We start from the raw sequence: 16,453 nt of genomic DNA on the forward strand, positions 1-16,453 counted from the left end.
GTTAAGGTTCGCGAGGTCAAGAAGCCTGAAGTCTCCCTGACCAAGATCAAGATGATCTTCACCAAGGCTGACGGCGCTACCTCTGTTTTCGCTACCGGTGAGCTGACTGCTGCTTCCGAGTGGTATGTCCTGCCCGATGCTGCTGGCGTCATCAATCTGGCTGACGGCGAGAAGCTGACTGGCTGGACTCTGTTCCAGAACGGTGCTAAGTATGCCGCTGGCGAGAAGGTCACCTTCGAGTCCCTGAAGGAACTGGCTGGCAAGAACGTCGATAAGGACGGTGTTGCTTACCTGAACTTCTACGCCGACCTGAAGACCGACGTCGAGCTGAAGAACATCACCATCAAGTATGTCGAGGATAAGGACGGCGCTCAGGAAGATGTTGCTGCTCCGCAGAACAACTTCACCGCTAAGGACGAGTTCACCATCCTGACCGACAACCTGTACGACGGCAAGGTTCCCGCTGGCAAGAAGCTGATCGGCTGGCAGTACAAGAACGGTGGCAAGACCACTAACTTTGTCAAGGGCGAGCATGTCAAGTTCGACACCCTGAAGGCTCTGCTGAACGGCAACTGGGATAACGAAGGCAATGCCTGGGTTACCCTGACCCCCGTCTTCCAGGATGTTAAGAGCGACAATGGCACCTCTTCCTCCAGCGCTTCCTCTTCCAGCAACACGACCAACACTTCTGCCAGCCAGAAGCAGGTCGTCAAGGCTGCCGCTGCCCCGGCTAACACCACCAAGGTTCTGCCTAAGACCGGTGCTACCAATGCTGCTCCGCTGATCGGCGGCAGCCTGGCAGTTGTTGCCCTGCTGATGGGCTACGGCGTTTACGGCCTCGTTCTGCGCAAGAAAGACTAATTGTGTGGTTTCCCCATAGGGTAGCGGTACCCAATGCTGCCGCTCCTGGTTGGGCGCGTTAGCATCCACCAAGCCCCATGTGATTCAACACAACAATACCCCCGCACGGTGCAAGCCGTGCGGGGGTACTTTTTTGTCATACAGGCATAGGGATATGGGCGGTATAGCAGGCGGGCATCCGCTGCCTGCTGCTGCGCTGCGCCGGGTCAATCATGTGGACCTGTCGGCGGCGCAGCGGTACGGCATCACGGTGCTGCGGGTGCCGGGCTACAGCCCCGAGGCAGTGGCCGAGCACGCCATGGCGCTGGCCGCGAACCGCCGCATCTGCAAGGCGTATATCAAGGTGCGCAACAACAATTTTTCGCTTGATGGGCTGCTGGGGTATAACCTGTACGGCTCGGCGGCCGGTATGGGGTGATGAATCAGGTGACCAACGCAGGGAAAAATCCGGCGTTTTAGAGGAAGACGAATGCAATAATACGCTTCTTCTTTTGGATGGCTATAACGAATTACCGTCAATCACTTGCCAGATGAATTTTATTCTGGATATCGCATCGTACCAGGAACAGTATCCGAATAGTACTATCGTAGTAGCTAGCCGCACAAAAATGCAGTATGCTGATGCGCATGCTTTTGTAAGTGGTGATGCCGATTATGCCTCGCTGGAAATCTTAAATTAGCTCAAGCACTGCTACATTCTGGTGTTGGAAAGGGCTGCAATAGAGAAAGCGATTGGTGCTAAAATCGAGACGCAGGAAGAATATGAAACATTGTCTACGCCGTTCTACATAACATTGTACGGCAAGGCAGCTGGAGTTCTTGCAACAGCAGAGAGTTTAATCGCTCTATGACATCCGGGCGACAGAGCAGCCACAGCAGTATCGTCATCTGGTGGACGAGAAAAAATGCGCCCAGACAGAGCACCGCTATGGCCCCATCACAGGGAAATTCGTCCTCTACCGTGGGAAAAGCCAAGTGGTAGAGGGCATTCAATATCAAAATGTGGAAGAATACCTGCGCACCCTTGTGTGACAAGGATACGCTATCGTAAGGAGGGCTGACAATGGCAAAAAATAAAGACTGTATTGCTGTGTATTCCCGAAAGTCAAAGTTTACCGGCAAGGGTGAGAGCATCGGCAACCAAGTCGAACTGAGCCGGGAATATATCCGCACTCACTATGGGGATGCCTATGCGGAGTCGATGGTCGTCTATGAAGACGAAGGCTTTTCCGGCGGCAACCTGAACCGCCCGGACTTCAAGCGGATGATGAAGGCAGCCCATGAGCACAAATTCAAGGCAATCGTCGTGTACCGCCTTGACCGTATCAGCCGTAATGTCAGCGATTTTTCCACCTTGATTGAAGAATTAAGTCGGTTGGACATTGCCTTTGTTTCCATCCGGGAACAGTTTGACACCGGCACGCCGATGGGTCGCGCCATGATGTACATTGCCTCGGTTTTCTCGCAGCTGGAACGCGAGACGATTGCTGAGCGCATCCGCGACAATATGCACGAACTGGCAAAGACCGGCCGCTGGCTGGGCGGAACGACCCCGACGGGGTACGCATCGGAGAGCGTCAAGCACATAACGGTGGACGGTAAATCGAAAAAGGCCTGCAAGCTGAAGCTGGTCCCGGAAGAAGCAGATACGATTCGGCTGATCTACAAGATTTTTCAAGAATCGGATTCACTGACGTACACGGAAGCGGAGCTGATGAAGCGCGGCATCAAGACGAAAAACGGCAAATACCACACGCGCTTCTCCATCAAGTCGATTTTGCAAAACCCTGTGTATGTTATAGCCGACGATGAAGTGTATAACTACCTTGTAAATAAGGATGCAGACCTCTTCTCGGACAAAGCGGCCTTTGACGGTGTACATGGACTGATGGTCTACAATCGAACCGATCAGGAGAAAGGACGTGCCACAAGGTATCTGTCGCCGGAAGAATGGATCGTATCGGTGGGGGAGCATCCCGGTATTATTCCCGGCAGGGAGTGGATACGGATACAGGAATCTTTGTACCGCAATAAGTCGAAAGCCTACCGCAAACCGCGCGGCAATGAAGCGCTGCTGACGGGACTTCTGTTCTGCCGCTGCGGCAGTCGAATGTATCCGAAGCTGAGCAAGCGCAAGACGGCGGACGGAAAACGAATTTACACCTACGTCTGCAAAATGAAGGACCGCAGCAAGCATAAGCTGTGTAATGAGCGGAACGCCAACGGCAATACGCTGGACTTGGCAATCATCGAGCAAATCAAAGTGATGGAGGACAATCAGGGCACGTTCATCGCACAGCTGGAGCAAAGCCGAAAATTCTACACAGGCAACCGCACCGACTATGAGGACCGCCTTGCAGCTGCCCGCCGCGATAAGTCCGAGGCCGAGAAGAAGGTAGAGGCGCTGGTGGACTCTCTCGCGGCTGTGGATGACAGCACAGCGAAAGGGCTTGTCATCAAGCGAATCGAGAAGCTGAGTCAGGAGTGTCGGAACATTGATTCCCGGATTCAGGAGTTGGAGAGTCTGACAGAGCAGTACCACCTTAGTGACATTGAGTTTGATGTGTTCCGGCAGCTGCTGACGATGTTCAAATCTAATATTGATACCATGACCGTGGAGGAAAAACGCGCAGCAATTCGTACTCTTGTCCGCAAGGTGTTTTGGGATGGCACGAACGCCCATGTGGTGCTGTTTGGGGTGCCAGACGAAGAAATCGAGTACCCGGACCTTCCGACGGTAAGCGGCGGCAGCGATGATGAGGACGACACGGATGATTTGGAGGCGTTTGCCGATGTGGATTACGAGGACGAGGAGGATGACTCCTTGGGAAAAACGCAGCCCCTCAGCTCCGCAAAAGCGCGTTGGGGGGAGGATAGCGAATGAGCTCCGCATGGACCTGCGGCGGGGGCGGCGGACGGGGGTGACGCTGTCGCTGCAGGAGCCGCTCGAGGCGGACGGGCAGCTGACGCTGGCGGACACCCTGCCCGATGAAGTCAACATGGAGGCCGGCTGCGAGAGCCGCGCCGACGCCGCCCGGCTGCGTGCGCTGGTGGACGCTCTGCCCGCCCGGGAACGCGCTATTATGCGGCAGCGGTATGGATTTGACGGTGCGCCCAAGACCCAGCAGCAGACGGCGCAGGCGCTGCACATCAGCCGCAGTTATGTTTCGCGGCTGGAAAAGCGCGCACTCGAGTACCTGCGCGGCCGGTGGCCGGCGGAATGACAGGAACGGCGCAAAGAGGATGAAATCAACTAAAAAATGATGGGGGGGGGGGTACACGAAATACCATTTGCGGCAAAAGTGTGGCGTGATGCGGCAAAACGTGCCACATATATGCCACACTTTTGTAAACTGTCGAATCTATGACATAAATCGGGAAATGTACGAAGCTGCCCGCCAAATGTGCCAGATTTGTAAACTGTTATGAAATAACCAGAAAAACTTGAAAAAATTTTCGGAAACTCATTGACATTTTGCTGACAAGCGGATACTATAGGAGTGTAGACATTTTTTAAAGCGAGGTATACCAACGTGCATCTGACAAAAAGCGAACAACAGATCATGGAAATTTTTTGGCAGGCGGATCACGCGATGGCACAGACGGAAGTCGTGAAAACCTGTGTTGACCGTAAATGGAAGGAACGCTCGATTTTTTCGATGCTGAACAGCCTGATGGAGAAGGGTGTTCTGCGGGAGGTTGGCTTCGTGCGCAGTGGTAAGACCTATGCCCGCACGTTTGAGCCTGCCATGTCCCACGCTGAGTACTTGGCCTCGGTCATTGCAGAGCAGCTGCCCGCGAAGCAGCTTCCCGAGCTGATCGCGGCCCTGATGCAGAAGGTGGAAACGACCCCTGCCATCCAGAAGGAAATGCGTGCCGCCCTGCGTGAAAACGCACAGTAATCAATGATTTGTTCAAAAAAGCACCGCCGACCCGTGACCCGGATCGGCGGTGTTCTTTATTAGGAAGGATGGCTCTGCCGGGGCGAACGCAGTTTGCCCCGGACTGTCGAAAAAGGTGTGCTCATCCCTTGGCCCCCTCTGCGAGGGGGCTCCGCCCGCAGGCGGTGTGGGAGAGAACTGTGCCATTGCCCGAAATATTTCGGGCAATGGCAAGGCTCTCTCCCTCCGCCCCTACGGGGCACCTCCCTCACAGAGGGAGGTTTTTCGACACGCGGCGGGCAAACACAGCGCCCCCAGCCGCCTTAAAAAGCGGGCAAATTACCCCAGGATGCCGCTGTTTTTGATCGCCTGTACGGCCTTGCCGATCTTTTCAACGGGCATCGTCAGGGCAAAACGGACGTAGCCCTCGCCGCTCGGGCCAAAGCTCGAGCCGGGGGTGCAGATGACGCCGGCCTTGTCGATCAGGGCCAGGCAGAATTCCATGCTCGTCTTGTACCCGGCGGGCACCGGGGCCCAGACAAACATGCTGCCGTGGCTGTCGGGCACATTCCAACCGATGCCGCGCAGACCGCCGCACAGGGCGTCGCGGCGGCGCTGGTACTCGCCGCACTGGCGCTGCACGCCGTCCAGCGGGCCGGTCAGGGCAGCGATGGCGACCTTCTGAATGGGCAGGAACATACCGAAATCAATCTGAGTGCGCAGCTTTTTGCAGGCGGCGATGACATCGCGCCGCCCCACCAAAAAGCTGATGCGCGCGCCCGTGACGTTGAAGCTCTTGCTCAAAGAGAAGAACTCCACAGCGCATTCCTCGGCGCCCGGCGTGTTGAAGATGCTGCCGCCGTGGGCACCGTCAAAGATAATATCGCTGTAGGCGTTGTCATGTACCAGCAGAATGTCGTATTTACGGCAGAAATCGACGATTTCGGCGTAGAGCTCCGGCGTGCCGATGCTGCCCACGGGGTTGGCGGGCAGGCTGACCAGCATGAGCTTGGCCCTGCGGGCCACGTCCTCCGGGATGGAGGTGACGTCGGGCAGGAAGTGGTTCTCCTTCGTCAGCTTGTAGTACCACGGCTCGGCACCGCCCAGCTTGGAGCCGGTCATAAAGACGGGGTAGCAGGGGTCGGGCAGCAGCACCAGATCGCCGTCGTTGCAGAGCGCCAGGCCCAGATGGCCGATGCCGTCCTGGCTGCCGGAGAAGCTCATGACCTCGTCGGGGGTGATGGTGTCCACGTTAAAGCGGCGCTTGTAGTAGCCACAGACAGCCTCCAGCATCTCGGGCAGGTCGCGCAGGCTGTACTTCCAGTTTTCGTTGTCCTGCGCGGCGTCGATGAGCGCCTGCTTCAGGTAGTCCGCCGGTGCAAAATCCGGCGTTCCGACGCTTAAATTGTAAAGATGACGGCCCTCGGCCTCCAACGCGACCTTTTTGTCGTTGAGCGCCGCGAAAATCTCCGGCCCGAACAGGTCCAGACGACGAGAAAACTCCATATCCCAAAACCTCGCTTATTGATGTAGTTTTATACAAAAAACGCACATTTTCTTGTATAAACATCCTCATTATACGCCGCCGCGCCAGCGCTTGCAAGGGGGTTATAAAAGAGGTATAATAAAAATTAAATTGAAATACGGTAGGGGCCGCATATATGCGGCCCGCAGCTGTATGGCGGGCGGACGTCTGCGGGAAGGCCGCGGGCCGGGCATGCCCGGCCCCTACCGGTGCATTACGATCAGGAGTATTATCACTATGGACAAACGCAATAAAACCGCTCTGGCTTATCTGCTCGTCGGTGTGGCGGCGGCGGGGCGCGCCCTGCTGGCCGTGCCGGAAAATGCCGCCATACAGGAGGTCTCGCTCACCGTGCTGGCCCTTGTGGGCTATCTGCTGCTGGCCTCCAAAACCAGGCTGCCTACCGTGTTCGGCGCGGCGGGGCTTGTGCTGGAGCTGATCCTCTGCGGCAGCCAGACCGGCGGGGCGTGGGCACGGCTGGCTCCGGCGCTGCGCGCGGTAGACCTGTGGCTGTTCTGGGGCGCGGCACTCGTGCTGGTGCGGCTGGCAGGGCGGCAGCAAAGCAAAATGCCGTACATTGCCGCCGTGCCGCTGGCCGTCTACACCGTCACGCACTTTATACCGTCGCTGACCTCCGTCGCCGCCGTCAGCTTTGTGGTGTTCAGCGTCGTCATGCTCTGGTTTGCGGCCATTATGATCCGCGCCTACAACGACGCGCGCATAAAAAAATAGGGCAATTTTGCGCAAATCCGTTCCGCGATAAAGTGACAAATACCGCAAACTGTGTTATACTAAATATAATTATAAAAATCCAGCCGGAAGGAAGGCTTTTACTATGATCCCTTTTAACGTACCGCCCTGCGTGGGCGACGAGCTCGACTACGTCAAGCAGGCCATCGACTCTCATAAAATCTGCGGCGACGGCGCCTTTACCAAGCAGTGCAACGCCTGGTTGGAGGAGCGCTTCCACGCCCAGAAGGTCCTGCTGACCACCAGCGGCACTACGGCGCTGGACATGGCCATGCTGCTGTGCGATATTCACCCCGGTGACGAGGTCATTCTGCCCAGCTTCACCTTCTCCAGCACCGCCACCGCCGCTGTGCTGGCCGGGGCGAAGCTCGTCTTTGTGGACATCCGCCCTGATACGATGAACATCGACGAGACGAAGATCGAGCAGGCCATCACCGATAAGACGCGGGTCATCATCGCCATGCACTACGCCGGTGTCGCCTGTGAGATGGACACCATCATGGACATTGCCCGCCGCCATGACCTCAAGGTCGTCGAGGACGCGGCGCAGGGCGTTATGAGCAGCTACAAGGGCAAGGCACTGGGCACCATCGGTGATTTCGGCTGCTACTCCTTCCACGAGACAAAGAACTACTCGATGGGCGAGGGCGGCGCACTCGTCATCAACAATCCCGCGTACAATGAGCGCGCGGAGATCCTGCGCGAGAAGGGCACGAACCGCGCCAAGTTCTTCCGCGGTCAGGTGGACAAATACACATGGGTCGATTTTGGCGACAGCTACCTGCCCAGTGAGCTGAACGCCGCCTATCTGTGGGCGCAGCTGCTCCATGCCGACGAGATCAACGACAACCGCATGGCGACCTGGAACGCCTACCACGATGCCTTCCGGCCGCTGGCCGACGCGGGCAGGGTCGAGCTGCCCACCATCCCGGCGGACTGCGTGCACAACGCCCACATGTTCTACCTGAAATGCAGGGATCTGGAGGAGCGCACCGCGCTGATCCGCTACCTGAAGGCAAACGATATTCTGGCCGTGTTCCATTATATCCCGCTGCACTCCGCCCCGGCGGGCCAGAAGTTTGGCCGCTTTGACGGCGCGGACGTCTACACCACCGCCGAGAGCGAGCGCCTCGTCCGCCTGCCGATGTACTACGGCCTGACTGAGGCAGACCGCAATAAGGTCATTGCCAAGGTCCTGGAATTTTATGCGCAGTAAGGCCCTGCCAGGCTGGGCGCACACACTCTGCACCGCTGCCGCCGCGCTGGTGTTCCTGCTGGCGTATGAGCTGGTCGTCTACAGGGTGCCGGTGACGGAGATCTTCCTGCCGGTCAGCTCCTGGAGCGACGAGGTCATCTACAGCAAGCAGCTGGCCGCCGCCGTGCAGTACGGCGCGCCGCAGGGGTACTTCGGCTTCAATGAGTCGCACGCCGCCGTCGGCACCTACGCCGCGTGGGGGCCGGCGGTTTTTCTGGTCTATGCGTTGCCGGGGCTGCTTTTGCGCGGGCAGAATGCCTTTTTGTGGTGCAACCTGCTGTTCGTCGTGCTGGGCTGGACGTTTTTCGCCCGGGCCGCACGGCTTGGCTGGAAGCGCCAGCTGGCCTTTGCCGCGGCGCTGGCCGCCATGAACGCGCCGATCCGCTATGTGTTCTCCGCCATGCAGGAGCCGCTGCATTATGCGCTCATGCTGGCGGTGCTGGGCTGCGGCATTCTGGCGCGGCGGGACAAAAGCCGCGCCGCGTGGGCGGGGCTGTGTGCGCTGTGCGCGGTTGCCACGCTCGTGCGCCCCTATGAGGCCGTGCTCTGGCTGTTCCCGCTGGCGCTGTGCCGGCAGGACCGCCGCCGCATCGCTGTCTGCGTGGCGGGCGGGACGGTTTCCTTGGGCGGCACGCTCGTGCTGATGTCCAAATTCTACGCGCCCTACTTCTTTACCAATGTCGATGTAAGCCCGCTGCAGGAGCTGGCCCGCGGGCAGGTGGTCTCCGCCGTCAGGGACATGGCACACAAGCTGCTGGACGCCCTGCGCACCGTGGCCGAAATGCTGGCCGACCAGCTGGCAAACCGCAGCGGGGGACAGTACCTGCTGTTTTTCCTGCTGCTGGGCGTGACGCTGGTCTGCCTGATTGTGGATGCCCGCGCCGGGCGGCCCGTGTTCTGGAAGGGCTGCGCTGCCGTGACTGCGGTCATCGTTTTTCTGGCGCTGCTGCTGATGTACCGCCCCGTTGAGGGCTCCCGCCATACGGTTGTACTGGATGTGCTGCTGCTGGCGGCGCTCCTTGTGGAGGACGCCCGCCCCGCCGCGGGCACGGCAGCCGCCGCGCTGGTGCTGGCCGCGCTCGGCGTGCTGAATCTGGCAGACGGCTTCACCATGCCGCGCTACAGCGCCGAATGGGACGCCGCGGTGCAGCAAATCGAGGCCGCGCTGACCGAGAGCCGGTCCGCTGTGACGAGCGCCGACCCCTGGGACAGCACCGTGGCCTACGCTTTTGGCGACCCCGTGCACTGTGGTTTGCTCTACGGCGTGCCGGACGGCATGGGCATCCAGTTTGACGAGGCCGCCTACCTGACCGACCCGGCCCATGAGATTCATTCCCGCTACGTCCTGACCGCCGCCGACACCCCCACCGCCGCCCGCTTACAAGCCGACGGCTGGACGGTGCTGTACGAGAGCGACAGGGGCGTGCTGTACGAGCACGGCACAATGTAGGGGCCGGGCATGCCCGGCCCGCGGCCTTCCCACAGGCGTCCGTCCTATAGCTGTGGGTCGATGCAAGCATCGCCCCCCGCACCGTAGGGGCGGATTCCATATCCGCCCGGGCCGTCTGCCCCAAACGCCGATTTTGCGTTGTAGAGACTGTAGGGGCGAACATTGTTCGCCCGCCAGCCTGACGTAGCAGCGTCCTTTCGGGATGGCCCTTCCCGTGGCAAACGGGCACGGGCGGGCAATGCCCGCCCCTACAAGCAAGGTAAAAAGAGCAAGGAGAATCCTCCATGAACACACCCACTCTCCCCGTCCTGACCGGCACAGCGGTCACGCTGCGCCCCATCACCGACGCCGACACGGACCTTATCGTCAAGTGGCGCAACACGCCGTCTGTCGTGCAGAACTTCATTTTCCGCCAGACCTTCACGCCGGAGATGCACCGCAGCTGGCTGGCGACGAAGGTCGCCACCGGCCAGGTCGTGCAGTATATCATCCTCGACAACGCCGACGGCAAGCCCGTTGGGTCGGTCTATTACCGCGATATTGACAACCACAACCGCAGCGCCGAGTACGGCATCTTCATCGGTGAGGAAAGCGCCCGCGGTAAGGGCATTGGCACCGAGACAGCCCGCCTGTTCACACAATTCGGCGTTGATACGCTGCACCTGCACCGCATCAGCCTGCGCGTGCTGGCCGAAAATGCCGCCGCGCGCCGCAGCTATGAAAAGGCCGGCTTTGTGCAGGAAGGTGTTTTCCGCGATATGGAGCTGCTGGACGGAGCCTACCGCGACGTCGTCTTTATGGCCAAGCTGGCGGAGAACTGACGTGAAAAAACCGATGCAGAAAATCCGAACCTGCCTGCAAAAGACCCCCAATGCGCTGCTCTGCGCGTTGGGGGCAGTCGTGTTCCTTGCGGGCTTTTACTTTTTGTGCTACCGCACGCCGCTGAATGAGGTCTGGCTGCCCACCACGATGAACAACGACGAGGCGCTCTATAACCGCCAGGTCGTCAGTGTGCTGACCCACGGCGGGCCGCAGGGGTATTTCGGCTATCAGGAATCCACCGCGGATATTGGCCGCTACGGTACCTGGGGCCCGCTGCTGATTTGGGCCTACGCGCTGCCGGGTCTGCTGTTCGGTGCCAGCGTAAACGTCGTGCTGTGGTGCAATTTACTGCTGATTGCCGTGGGCATCGCGGTGTTTGCCCGCTGCGCGCGGCTGAATTACTGGCAGTGCATCGCGCTGTGCGGCGCACTGTTCAGCATCATGCTGCCGCTTCGCTCCTGCGTCAGCGGCGCGTCGGAGGCCATGCACTACATGCTGGCGCTCCTCATCGTCGGCACGGCGGCGGCCCTGCACCGCAGCGGCAAGACTGGCTGGCTGATTGCCTGTGCCGCGGCCTGCGCGGTGGAAACGATCTTCCGCCCCTACGCGCTGCTGTTCTGGGTGTTCCCGTTTACGGCGGTCTGGCAGAATAAGCGCCGCCGCGCGGCCTGTTTGGGCACGGCGGCGGGCGGGTTCGCGGTTTCGCTGTTCGCCATGGCCAAGCTCGCTGCGCCCTATTTCAGCGACGGCGGCATGGACTTTGACGGCATCCGTCTGTTATTGCAGCTCCATCCCGTGGCGGCGGTCCGCTATGAGTGCGCCCGCGCCGCGGCCCTGCTGCACGCGGCCTGGCGGGACGATATTCTGCCCACACTCCACGGTGAGACGACCTACATCGGCGGCGGCTGTGTGACGTTTTTGGCCGTTGTGCTCGTCGCGGTGGTCTGCCTTGTCTGGGATAAGCACAAAGGCCGCCCGCTGGTGCTCAAGGGCTGTGCGCTGTTTTGCAGCGCGGTCATTGCGCTGGTGCTGCTGTTCATGTACAACATCGACCCGCGCCACATGATGCTGCTGGCCATCCTGCTGCTGGGGGCCGTCGTTGTCGAGGACGCCGCGCCCGCTGCCGTCTGGCTGCCGGTGCTCGTCGTCCTGCTGCTGCCGATGAACTTCCAGCGCGGCAGCCTGCCCGAGAAAAACGCCGAAATGGCCGCCCAGATGCAGACCGTCGAGGCCGCCCTGATCGCCAGCGTGCAGGATGCCGGGGCCGACCCCTGGGACCACACGCTGGCCTACGCCTATGACGACGGGGTGTTCCACGGCTATCTCTACGCCGTGCCCGCGGGTATGGGCATTGAATTTGATAAAAACAGCTACCTCTGGGACGAGGAAAACCCGATTTCCTCCCGCTACGTGATGTGCGGCCACGACACCCGCGTTGCCGCCCGTCTGCTGGCCGAGAACTGGCAGCAGGTCGTCTCCACCGAGGATCTGGTGATCTATAAGCGCCCGTGAGCGCAGAAGGAAGTACACAGCTATGCAGAAAATATCTTACGTGATCCCGTGCTACCGCTCCCAGCACACCGTGGGGGGCGTGGTGGCAGAGATCGCCGCCACCATGCAGACCCTGCCGCAGTATGACTACGAGGTCATTCTGGTGAACGACTGCTCGCCGGATGATACCTTCGGCACGATCCGCAGCCTTGTGGCGGCGGACAGCCATGTCGTGGGCGTCGATCTGGCGAAAAACTTCGGCCAGCATGCGGCGCTGATGGCGGGCTTTCACAAGTGCAGCGGCGACATCGTCGTCTGCCTCGACGACGACGGCCAGACCCCGGCGGATGAGGTCGGCAAGCTGCTGGCAAAAATTGACGAGGGCTATGACGTCGTCTACGCCAGCTATGACACGAAGCGTCAGGCCGGCTGGCGCAACCTGGGCAGCTGGGTCAACAGCAAAATGACCGAGATCATGCTGGGCAAGCCGCCGGAGCTCGTCGTCAACAGCTACTTTGCGGCGCGCCGCTTCATTGTGGACGAGATGCTGCGCTATGAGCACTGCTACCCCTACGTCATCGGGTTGGTGCTGCGCTCCACCAAGCGCATCTGCAACGTGCCGGTGCACCACCGCGCCCGTGAGGAGGGCCGCAGCGGCTACACGCTGAGCAAGCTGCTGAATCTCTGGATGAACGGCTTTACGTCGTTTTCCGTCAAGCCGCTGCGCATTGCGACCTACATCGGCACGCTGTTTGCCATGGCGGGCTTTCTCTACTTTATCTATATCATCATCGACCACTTTACCCGCGCGGCGGCCCCCATCGGGTGGGCGTCCACCACGGCGCTGCTGCTGCTGCTCGGCGGCATGATCCTGGTCGTACTGGGCATTATGGGCGAGTACGTCGGCCGCATCTACATGTGTGCCAACGCCGCGCCCCAGTACGTCGAGCGCGAGGTCATCCGGCATGAGGAGAACGACGCATGAAGCAGGCAAAATGGTTCCTGCTGCTGCATGTGATCCTGGGCATCTATGCGGGCAGCAGCGTGTGCAGCAAGCTGGCCGCGCAGCAGCCGTTTTTGAGTGCGGCGTTTATCGTGCTGTACGGCCTGATGCTGCTGGCGCTTGTTACCTATGCGGTGGGCTGGCAGCAGGTCATCAAGCATCTGCCGCTGACGACGGCCTACGCGAACAAGGCCGTCACCGTGGTGTGGGGCATTCTGCTGGGTCTGGCCGTTTTCGGTGAGGCCGTCACGCCGCGCCAGGTCATCGGTGCGGTCATCATTATATGCGGCATCGTGCTTTTTGTACGGGCCGACAATGAGGGGGAGGGCGGCAAATGAGTCAGGCACAGCTGCCCTATGTGCTGCTGTATCTGTGCAGCACGTTCCTCTCCGCGGTCTCGCAGGTGCTTTTGAAGAAGGCCGCACTGCGGGAGCACAAGTCGGTCTTGGCGGAGTACACCGACTGGCGGGTGATTTTAGGCTATGCCCTTTTTGTGGGCTGCACGCTCTTAACGATGCTGGCCTACAAGGGCGTTCCGCTCAACGTCGGGCCTGTACTGGAAGCAACAGGCTATATTTACGTCACGATTTTTGGTGTTACGATCTTCCACGAGAAGATGAACCCCAAAAAGCTCGCCGCACTGGCGATGATTTTGGTCGGCATCCTTGTATATGCGCTGTAACTAAAAACGTCCTGCCTGCAACATTGCGCAGACAGGACGTTTTTTATTTGGGCATTTGGAATTTCTTTGGTTCTTTCTTTGCAAAGAAAGAACCTACGTACTCTTTATTACAGCCTCTCCGGTACGCGGCGCTGCACCGGGCTTCTCTGCAAAACGGTGGCGGCATGATCCAGCACCAGCGCCAGCAGCAGGCCAAACACCACGTCAATGACACTGTGCTGCTTGAGCAGTATCGTGGACAGCGAGATCGACACACACAGCACCATGGCGGCGGGGCGCATCCAGCGGCGGCGTGGGGCATCAAAGATTGCACTGCGGTAGTACGCCAGCATCAGCGTGACCGAGTTGAACACATGGATGGACGGGCAGACGTTCATCGGCGTGTCGCTGCGGTAGATCATCCGCACAAGCTGCGCAAAAATGTCGGTGCCCGGCACGTACTTCGGGCGCAGGGCAAGACCGTTAGGCACAATGGCATAGAACAGAAGCGTCATCGTCATGCCGGTGAACAGCGGAATGCACAGCCGCCAGAAATCCTCCCGCGGGGCCTTATACAGCAGATAAAACAGCGTAAACGGGATCCACGGAAACCACAAAATATACGGTACAATGGCATATTTGCAGAACGGAATCAAATCGTCCAGCCGGCAGTGTACCCACAGATCCGGTGTCTGGATCGTGCGCTCCAGCAGCGCAAAAAACGATAAGTAAAACAAAGTATAGAGCGCCATGAACCAGACCGGATGGCGCGAACACCAGTTACGCATACATTTACACCCTTTCGATGATGTACTATTATACGCCGCACGCGGCGCACAAAACAAGCGACAATCCGCACAATTCGCAGCTGTGTTTTCGACAGGATATTGTGGAGATTTTGTCCCTGCCGCCTTCTGTATACTAATACGAATAGCCGCGCGGGAATAATGCGTTACAGATGTGAAAGAGTTGTAAACAAACAAATGGCGGAGCGGTAGGGGCAGCAAAAAGGAGCCCGTCACTAAAGGACGAGCTCCTCGGCTTATACTGTATTTTACTCTCCCAGTACCGCGGGATGGTCGGTCGGGGTGTGCTCACTCTGGAACTTCAGCGCGGCGGCGATGAAGCCCTTGAACAGGGGGTGCGCACGGTTCGGGCGGCTCTTGAACTCGGGGTGGAACTGCGCGCCCAGATGGAAATCGCGGCCCGGGATCTCCACAGCCTCCACAAGGCGTCCGTCCGGGCTGGTACCGGCGATGACCAGACCCTTCTCCTCGAACTCGGCGCGGAACTCGTTGTTGAACTCATAGCGGTGGCGGTGGCGCTCGTCGATCTCCGTCGTGCCGTAGCAGTCGGCCATCTTCGTGCCCGGTGTGATGACGCAGGGGTACTTGCCCAGACGCATCGTGCCGCCCTTCGTCTCAACGCCCTGCTGGTCCGGCATCAGGTCAATGACGTTGTGCTGGCCCTCGGGCGTAAATTCGCTGGAGTTGGCGTCGGCGTAGCCCAGTACGTTGCGGGCGTACTCCATGACCATGATCTGCATGCCCAGGCAGATGCCGAAATAGGGCACGTGGTTCTCACGCGCGTACTGCGCAGCCTGGATCATACCCTCGATGCCGCGGTCGCCAAAGCCGCCCGGCACAATGATGCCGTCCACGTCGCCCAGCTCGTCGGCGCAGCAGTCCTGGTCGACGAGATGCTCACTGTCGACCCACTTGATCTCGACCTTGCTCTCGTTCTCAAAGCCCGCGTGGTACAGGCTCTCCATGACGCTCAAATAAGCGTCGTGCAGCTTGACATACTTGCCAACCAGCGCAATCGTGCAGGTCTTGCTGCGGGTCGCAATGCGGCTGATGAGCGCCTTCCACTCGGTCAGATCGCTCGGCGGGGTCTGCAGGTGCAGCTGGCGGGCCACGACGTTCGTCAGACCGGCGGATTCCAGCATCAGCGGGCACTCATACAGGCTCGGCATCGTCAGGTTTTCAATGACGCAGTCGGGGCGCACGTTGCAGAACATGCTGATCTTGCGCTTGATGTCGTTGCCTACAGGGCCGTCGGCGCGCAGGACGATGATGTTCGGCGCAATGCCCATGCCCTGCAGTTCCTTGCAGGAGTGCTGCGCGGGCTTGGACTTGTATTCGTCGGAGCCGGAGATGTAGGGCACCAGTACGACATGGATATAGCAGCAGTTCTCGGGGCCCTGCTCCAGACCGACCTGACGGATGGCCTCCAGGAAGGGCTGGCTCTCAATGTCGCCGGTGGTGCCGCCGATCTCGGTGATGACGACGTCCGCCTCGGTGCTCTTGGCCAGATTATAGATGTAGCTCTTGATCTCGTTGGTGATGTGGGGGATGATCTGCACGGTCTGGCCCAGATAAGCGCCCTGACGCTCCTTGTTCAGGACGTTCCAGTAGACCTTGCCGGTGGTCAGGTTCGAGTATTTGTTCAGATTTTCGTCGATGAAGCGCTCATAATGGCCGAGGTCGAGGTCTGTCTCGGTGCCGTCGTCGGTCACGAACACCTCGCCGTGCTGCAGCGGGCTCATCGTGCCCGGGTCAACGTTGATGTAGGGGTCCAGCTTCTGGCTGGCCACCTTCAGTCCGCGGGTCTTGAGCAGACGTCCCAGGCTGGCCGCTGTGATGCCCTTGCCCAGGCCCGACACAACGCCGCCGGTCACAAAAATATACTTCGTTGCCATAATTCACCCTCCATGTCGGCGGATGCCAAACAACAGCGCCCGCCATATCCCAA

At 59.5% G+C, this 16,453-nt stretch carries 17 protein-coding genes; 14 read left to right on the top strand and 3 right to left on the bottom strand.

From position 1 onward, the window contains the following. The 6 genes from B5D32_RS07505 to B5D32_RS07530 all read left to right on the top strand — a co-directional run. Positions 1–861, top strand: an 861-nt coding sequence (locus tag B5D32_RS07505) for an LPXTG cell wall anchor domain-containing protein (protein WP_143402702.1), incomplete at its 5' end; no start/stop codon positions are given. Positions 862–1,015: 154 nt separating this feature from the next. Further along, the gene (locus B5D32_RS07510; RefSeq protein ID WP_338108539.1) at positions 1,016–1,279 is read left to right on the top strand and encodes a Rossmann-fold NAD(P)-binding domain-containing protein; all 264 of its coding nucleotides are present in this window, start codon (positions 1,016–1,018) and stop codon (positions 1,277–1,279) included. Positions 1,280–1,752: 473 nt separating this feature from the next. After that, positions 1,753–1,893 (top strand): hypothetical protein, encoded by a 141-nt coding sequence (locus B5D32_RS07515; RefSeq protein WP_200805177.1) that lies wholly within the window; start codon positions 1,753–1,755, stop codon positions 1,891–1,893. A gap of 31 nt (positions 1,894–1,924) precedes the next feature. Then, on the top strand, positions 1,925–3,745 hold the full coding sequence (locus B5D32_RS07520; RefSeq protein ID WP_078784448.1) for a recombinase family protein: 1,821 nt from the start codon (positions 1,925–1,927) through the stop codon (positions 3,743–3,745). 7 nt (positions 3,746–3,752) lie between these two features. Then, on the top strand, positions 3,753–4,085 hold the full coding sequence (locus tag B5D32_RS07525) for a sigma-70 family RNA polymerase sigma factor (protein WP_159447007.1): 333 nt from the start codon (positions 3,753–3,755) through the stop codon (positions 4,083–4,085). Positions 4,086–4,394: 309 nt separating this feature from the next. Further along, a complete protein-coding gene (locus tag B5D32_RS07530) occupies positions 4,395–4,763 on the top strand; it encodes a BlaI/MecI/CopY family transcriptional regulator (RefSeq protein WP_078784450.1) in 369 nt (122 codons plus the stop codon). Between the two features lie 318 nt (positions 4,764–5,081). Here B5D32_RS07530 and B5D32_RS07535 read toward each other — a convergent pair whose 3' ends face one another. After that, positions 5,082–6,248: an aminotransferase class I/II-fold pyridoxal phosphate-dependent enzyme gene (locus tag B5D32_RS07535; protein WP_078784451.1), complete on the bottom strand. Its 1,167-nt coding sequence runs from the start codon at positions 6,246–6,248 to the stop codon at positions 5,082–5,084. Between the two features lie 256 nt (positions 6,249–6,504). Here B5D32_RS07535 and B5D32_RS07540 point away from each other — a divergent pair, with 256 nt between their 5' ends. The 8 genes from B5D32_RS07540 (at position 6,505) to B5D32_RS07575 (ending at position 13,720) form a co-directional block, all read left to right on the top strand. Then, complete coding sequence (locus tag B5D32_RS07540) at positions 6,505–6,999, top strand: hypothetical protein (RefSeq protein ID WP_078784452.1); 495 nt, start codon at positions 6,505–6,507, stop codon at positions 6,997–6,999. 103 nt (positions 7,000–7,102) lie between these two features. Further along, complete coding sequence (rffA, locus tag B5D32_RS07545) at positions 7,103–8,233, top strand: dTDP-4-amino-4,6-dideoxygalactose transaminase (protein WP_078784453.1); 1,131 nt, start codon at positions 7,103–7,105, stop codon at positions 8,231–8,233. Continuing rightward, a complete protein-coding gene (locus tag B5D32_RS07550; RefSeq protein WP_078784454.1) occupies positions 8,223–9,722 on the top strand; it encodes a hypothetical protein in 1,500 nt (499 codons plus the stop codon). The genes rffA and B5D32_RS07550 overlap by 11 nt, the downstream gene beginning before the upstream one ends. 284 nt (positions 9,723–10,006) lie before the next feature. Next, positions 10,007–10,543, top strand: a complete 537-nt coding sequence (locus B5D32_RS07555; RefSeq protein WP_078784455.1) for a GNAT family N-acetyltransferase — start codon at positions 10,007–10,009, stop codon at positions 10,541–10,543. A gap of 1 nt (position 10,544) precedes the next feature. Beyond that, positions 10,545–12,056 carry a hypothetical protein gene (locus B5D32_RS07560; protein ID WP_078784456.1) on the top strand — a complete coding sequence of 504 codons (1,512 nt, stop codon included), beginning with the start codon at positions 10,545–10,547 and terminating at the stop codon, positions 12,054–12,056. A gap of 22 nt (positions 12,057–12,078) precedes the next feature. Then, on the top strand, positions 12,079–13,020 hold the full coding sequence (locus tag B5D32_RS07565; RefSeq protein ID WP_078784457.1) for a glycosyltransferase family 2 protein: 942 nt from the start codon (positions 12,079–12,081) through the stop codon (positions 13,018–13,020). Then, entirely contained in the window at positions 13,017–13,376 is a 360-nt protein-coding gene (locus tag B5D32_RS07570; RefSeq protein ID WP_078784458.1) for a DMT family transporter, read from the top strand. Before B5D32_RS07565 ends, B5D32_RS07570 begins: the two co-directional genes overlap by 4 nt. Further along, positions 13,373–13,720 (top strand): EamA family transporter, encoded by a 348-nt coding sequence (locus tag B5D32_RS07575; protein WP_078784459.1) that lies wholly within the window; start codon positions 13,373–13,375, stop codon positions 13,718–13,720. The genes B5D32_RS07570 and B5D32_RS07575 overlap by 4 nt, the downstream gene beginning before the upstream one ends. 107 nt (positions 13,721–13,827) lie before the next feature. Here the strand turns inward: B5D32_RS07575 and B5D32_RS07580 are convergent, their stop codons facing one another. Beyond that, positions 13,828–14,487: a phosphatase PAP2 family protein gene (locus tag B5D32_RS07580; RefSeq protein WP_242943416.1), complete on the bottom strand. Its 660-nt coding sequence runs from the start codon at positions 14,485–14,487 to the stop codon at positions 13,828–13,830. Positions 14,488–14,753: 266 nt separating this feature from the next. Then, on the bottom strand, positions 14,754–16,400 hold the full coding sequence (locus tag B5D32_RS07585) for a CTP synthase (protein WP_078784460.1): 1,647 nt from the start codon (positions 16,398–16,400) through the stop codon (positions 14,754–14,756). Between the last annotated feature and the right edge of the window lie 53 nt (positions 16,401–16,453).

This window comes from Gemmiger formicilis (assembly GCF_900167555.1).
Taxonomy (GTDB): Bacteria; Bacillota; Clostridia; order Oscillospirales; family Ruminococcaceae; genus Gemmiger; species Gemmiger formicilis.

Coding starts and splice junctions, on each gene's coding strand:
- B5D32_RS07510 (WP_338108539.1), top strand. CDS start 1,016: ATGGGCGGTATAGCAGGCGGGCATCCGCTGCCTGCTGCTGCGCTGCGC.
- B5D32_RS07520 (WP_078784448.1), top strand. CDS start 1,925: ATGGCAAAAAATAAAGACTGTATTGCTGTGTATTCCCGAAAGTCAAAG.
- B5D32_RS07525 (WP_159447007.1), top strand. CDS start 3,753: ATGGACCTGCGGCGGGGGCGGCGGACGGGGGTGACGCTGTCGCTGCAG.
- B5D32_RS07535 (WP_078784451.1), bottom strand. CDS start 6,248: ATGGAGTTTTCTCGTCGTCTGGACCTGTTCGGGCCGGAGATTTTCGCG.
- B5D32_RS07540 (WP_078784452.1), top strand. CDS start 6,505: ATGGACAAACGCAATAAAACCGCTCTGGCTTATCTGCTCGTCGGTGTG.
- rffA (WP_078784453.1), top strand. CDS start 7,103: ATGATCCCTTTTAACGTACCGCCCTGCGTGGGCGACGAGCTCGACTAC.
- B5D32_RS07550 (WP_078784454.1), top strand. CDS start 8,223: ATGCGCAGTAAGGCCCTGCCAGGCTGGGCGCACACACTCTGCACCGCT.
- B5D32_RS07555 (WP_078784455.1), top strand. CDS start 10,007: ATGAACACACCCACTCTCCCCGTCCTGACCGGCACAGCGGTCACGCTG.
- B5D32_RS07565 (WP_078784457.1), top strand. CDS start 12,079: ATGCAGAAAATATCTTACGTGATCCCGTGCTACCGCTCCCAGCACACC.
- B5D32_RS07570 (WP_078784458.1), top strand. CDS start 13,017: ATGAAGCAGGCAAAATGGTTCCTGCTGCTGCATGTGATCCTGGGCATC.
- B5D32_RS07575 (WP_078784459.1), top strand. CDS start 13,373: ATGAGTCAGGCACAGCTGCCCTATGTGCTGCTGTATCTGTGCAGCACG.
- B5D32_RS07580 (WP_242943416.1), bottom strand. CDS start 14,487: ATGCGTAACTGGTGTTCGCGCCATCCGGTCTGGTTCATGGCGCTCTAT.
- B5D32_RS07585 (WP_078784460.1), bottom strand. CDS start 16,400: ATGGCAACGAAGTATATTTTTGTGACCGGCGGCGTTGTGTCGGGCCTG.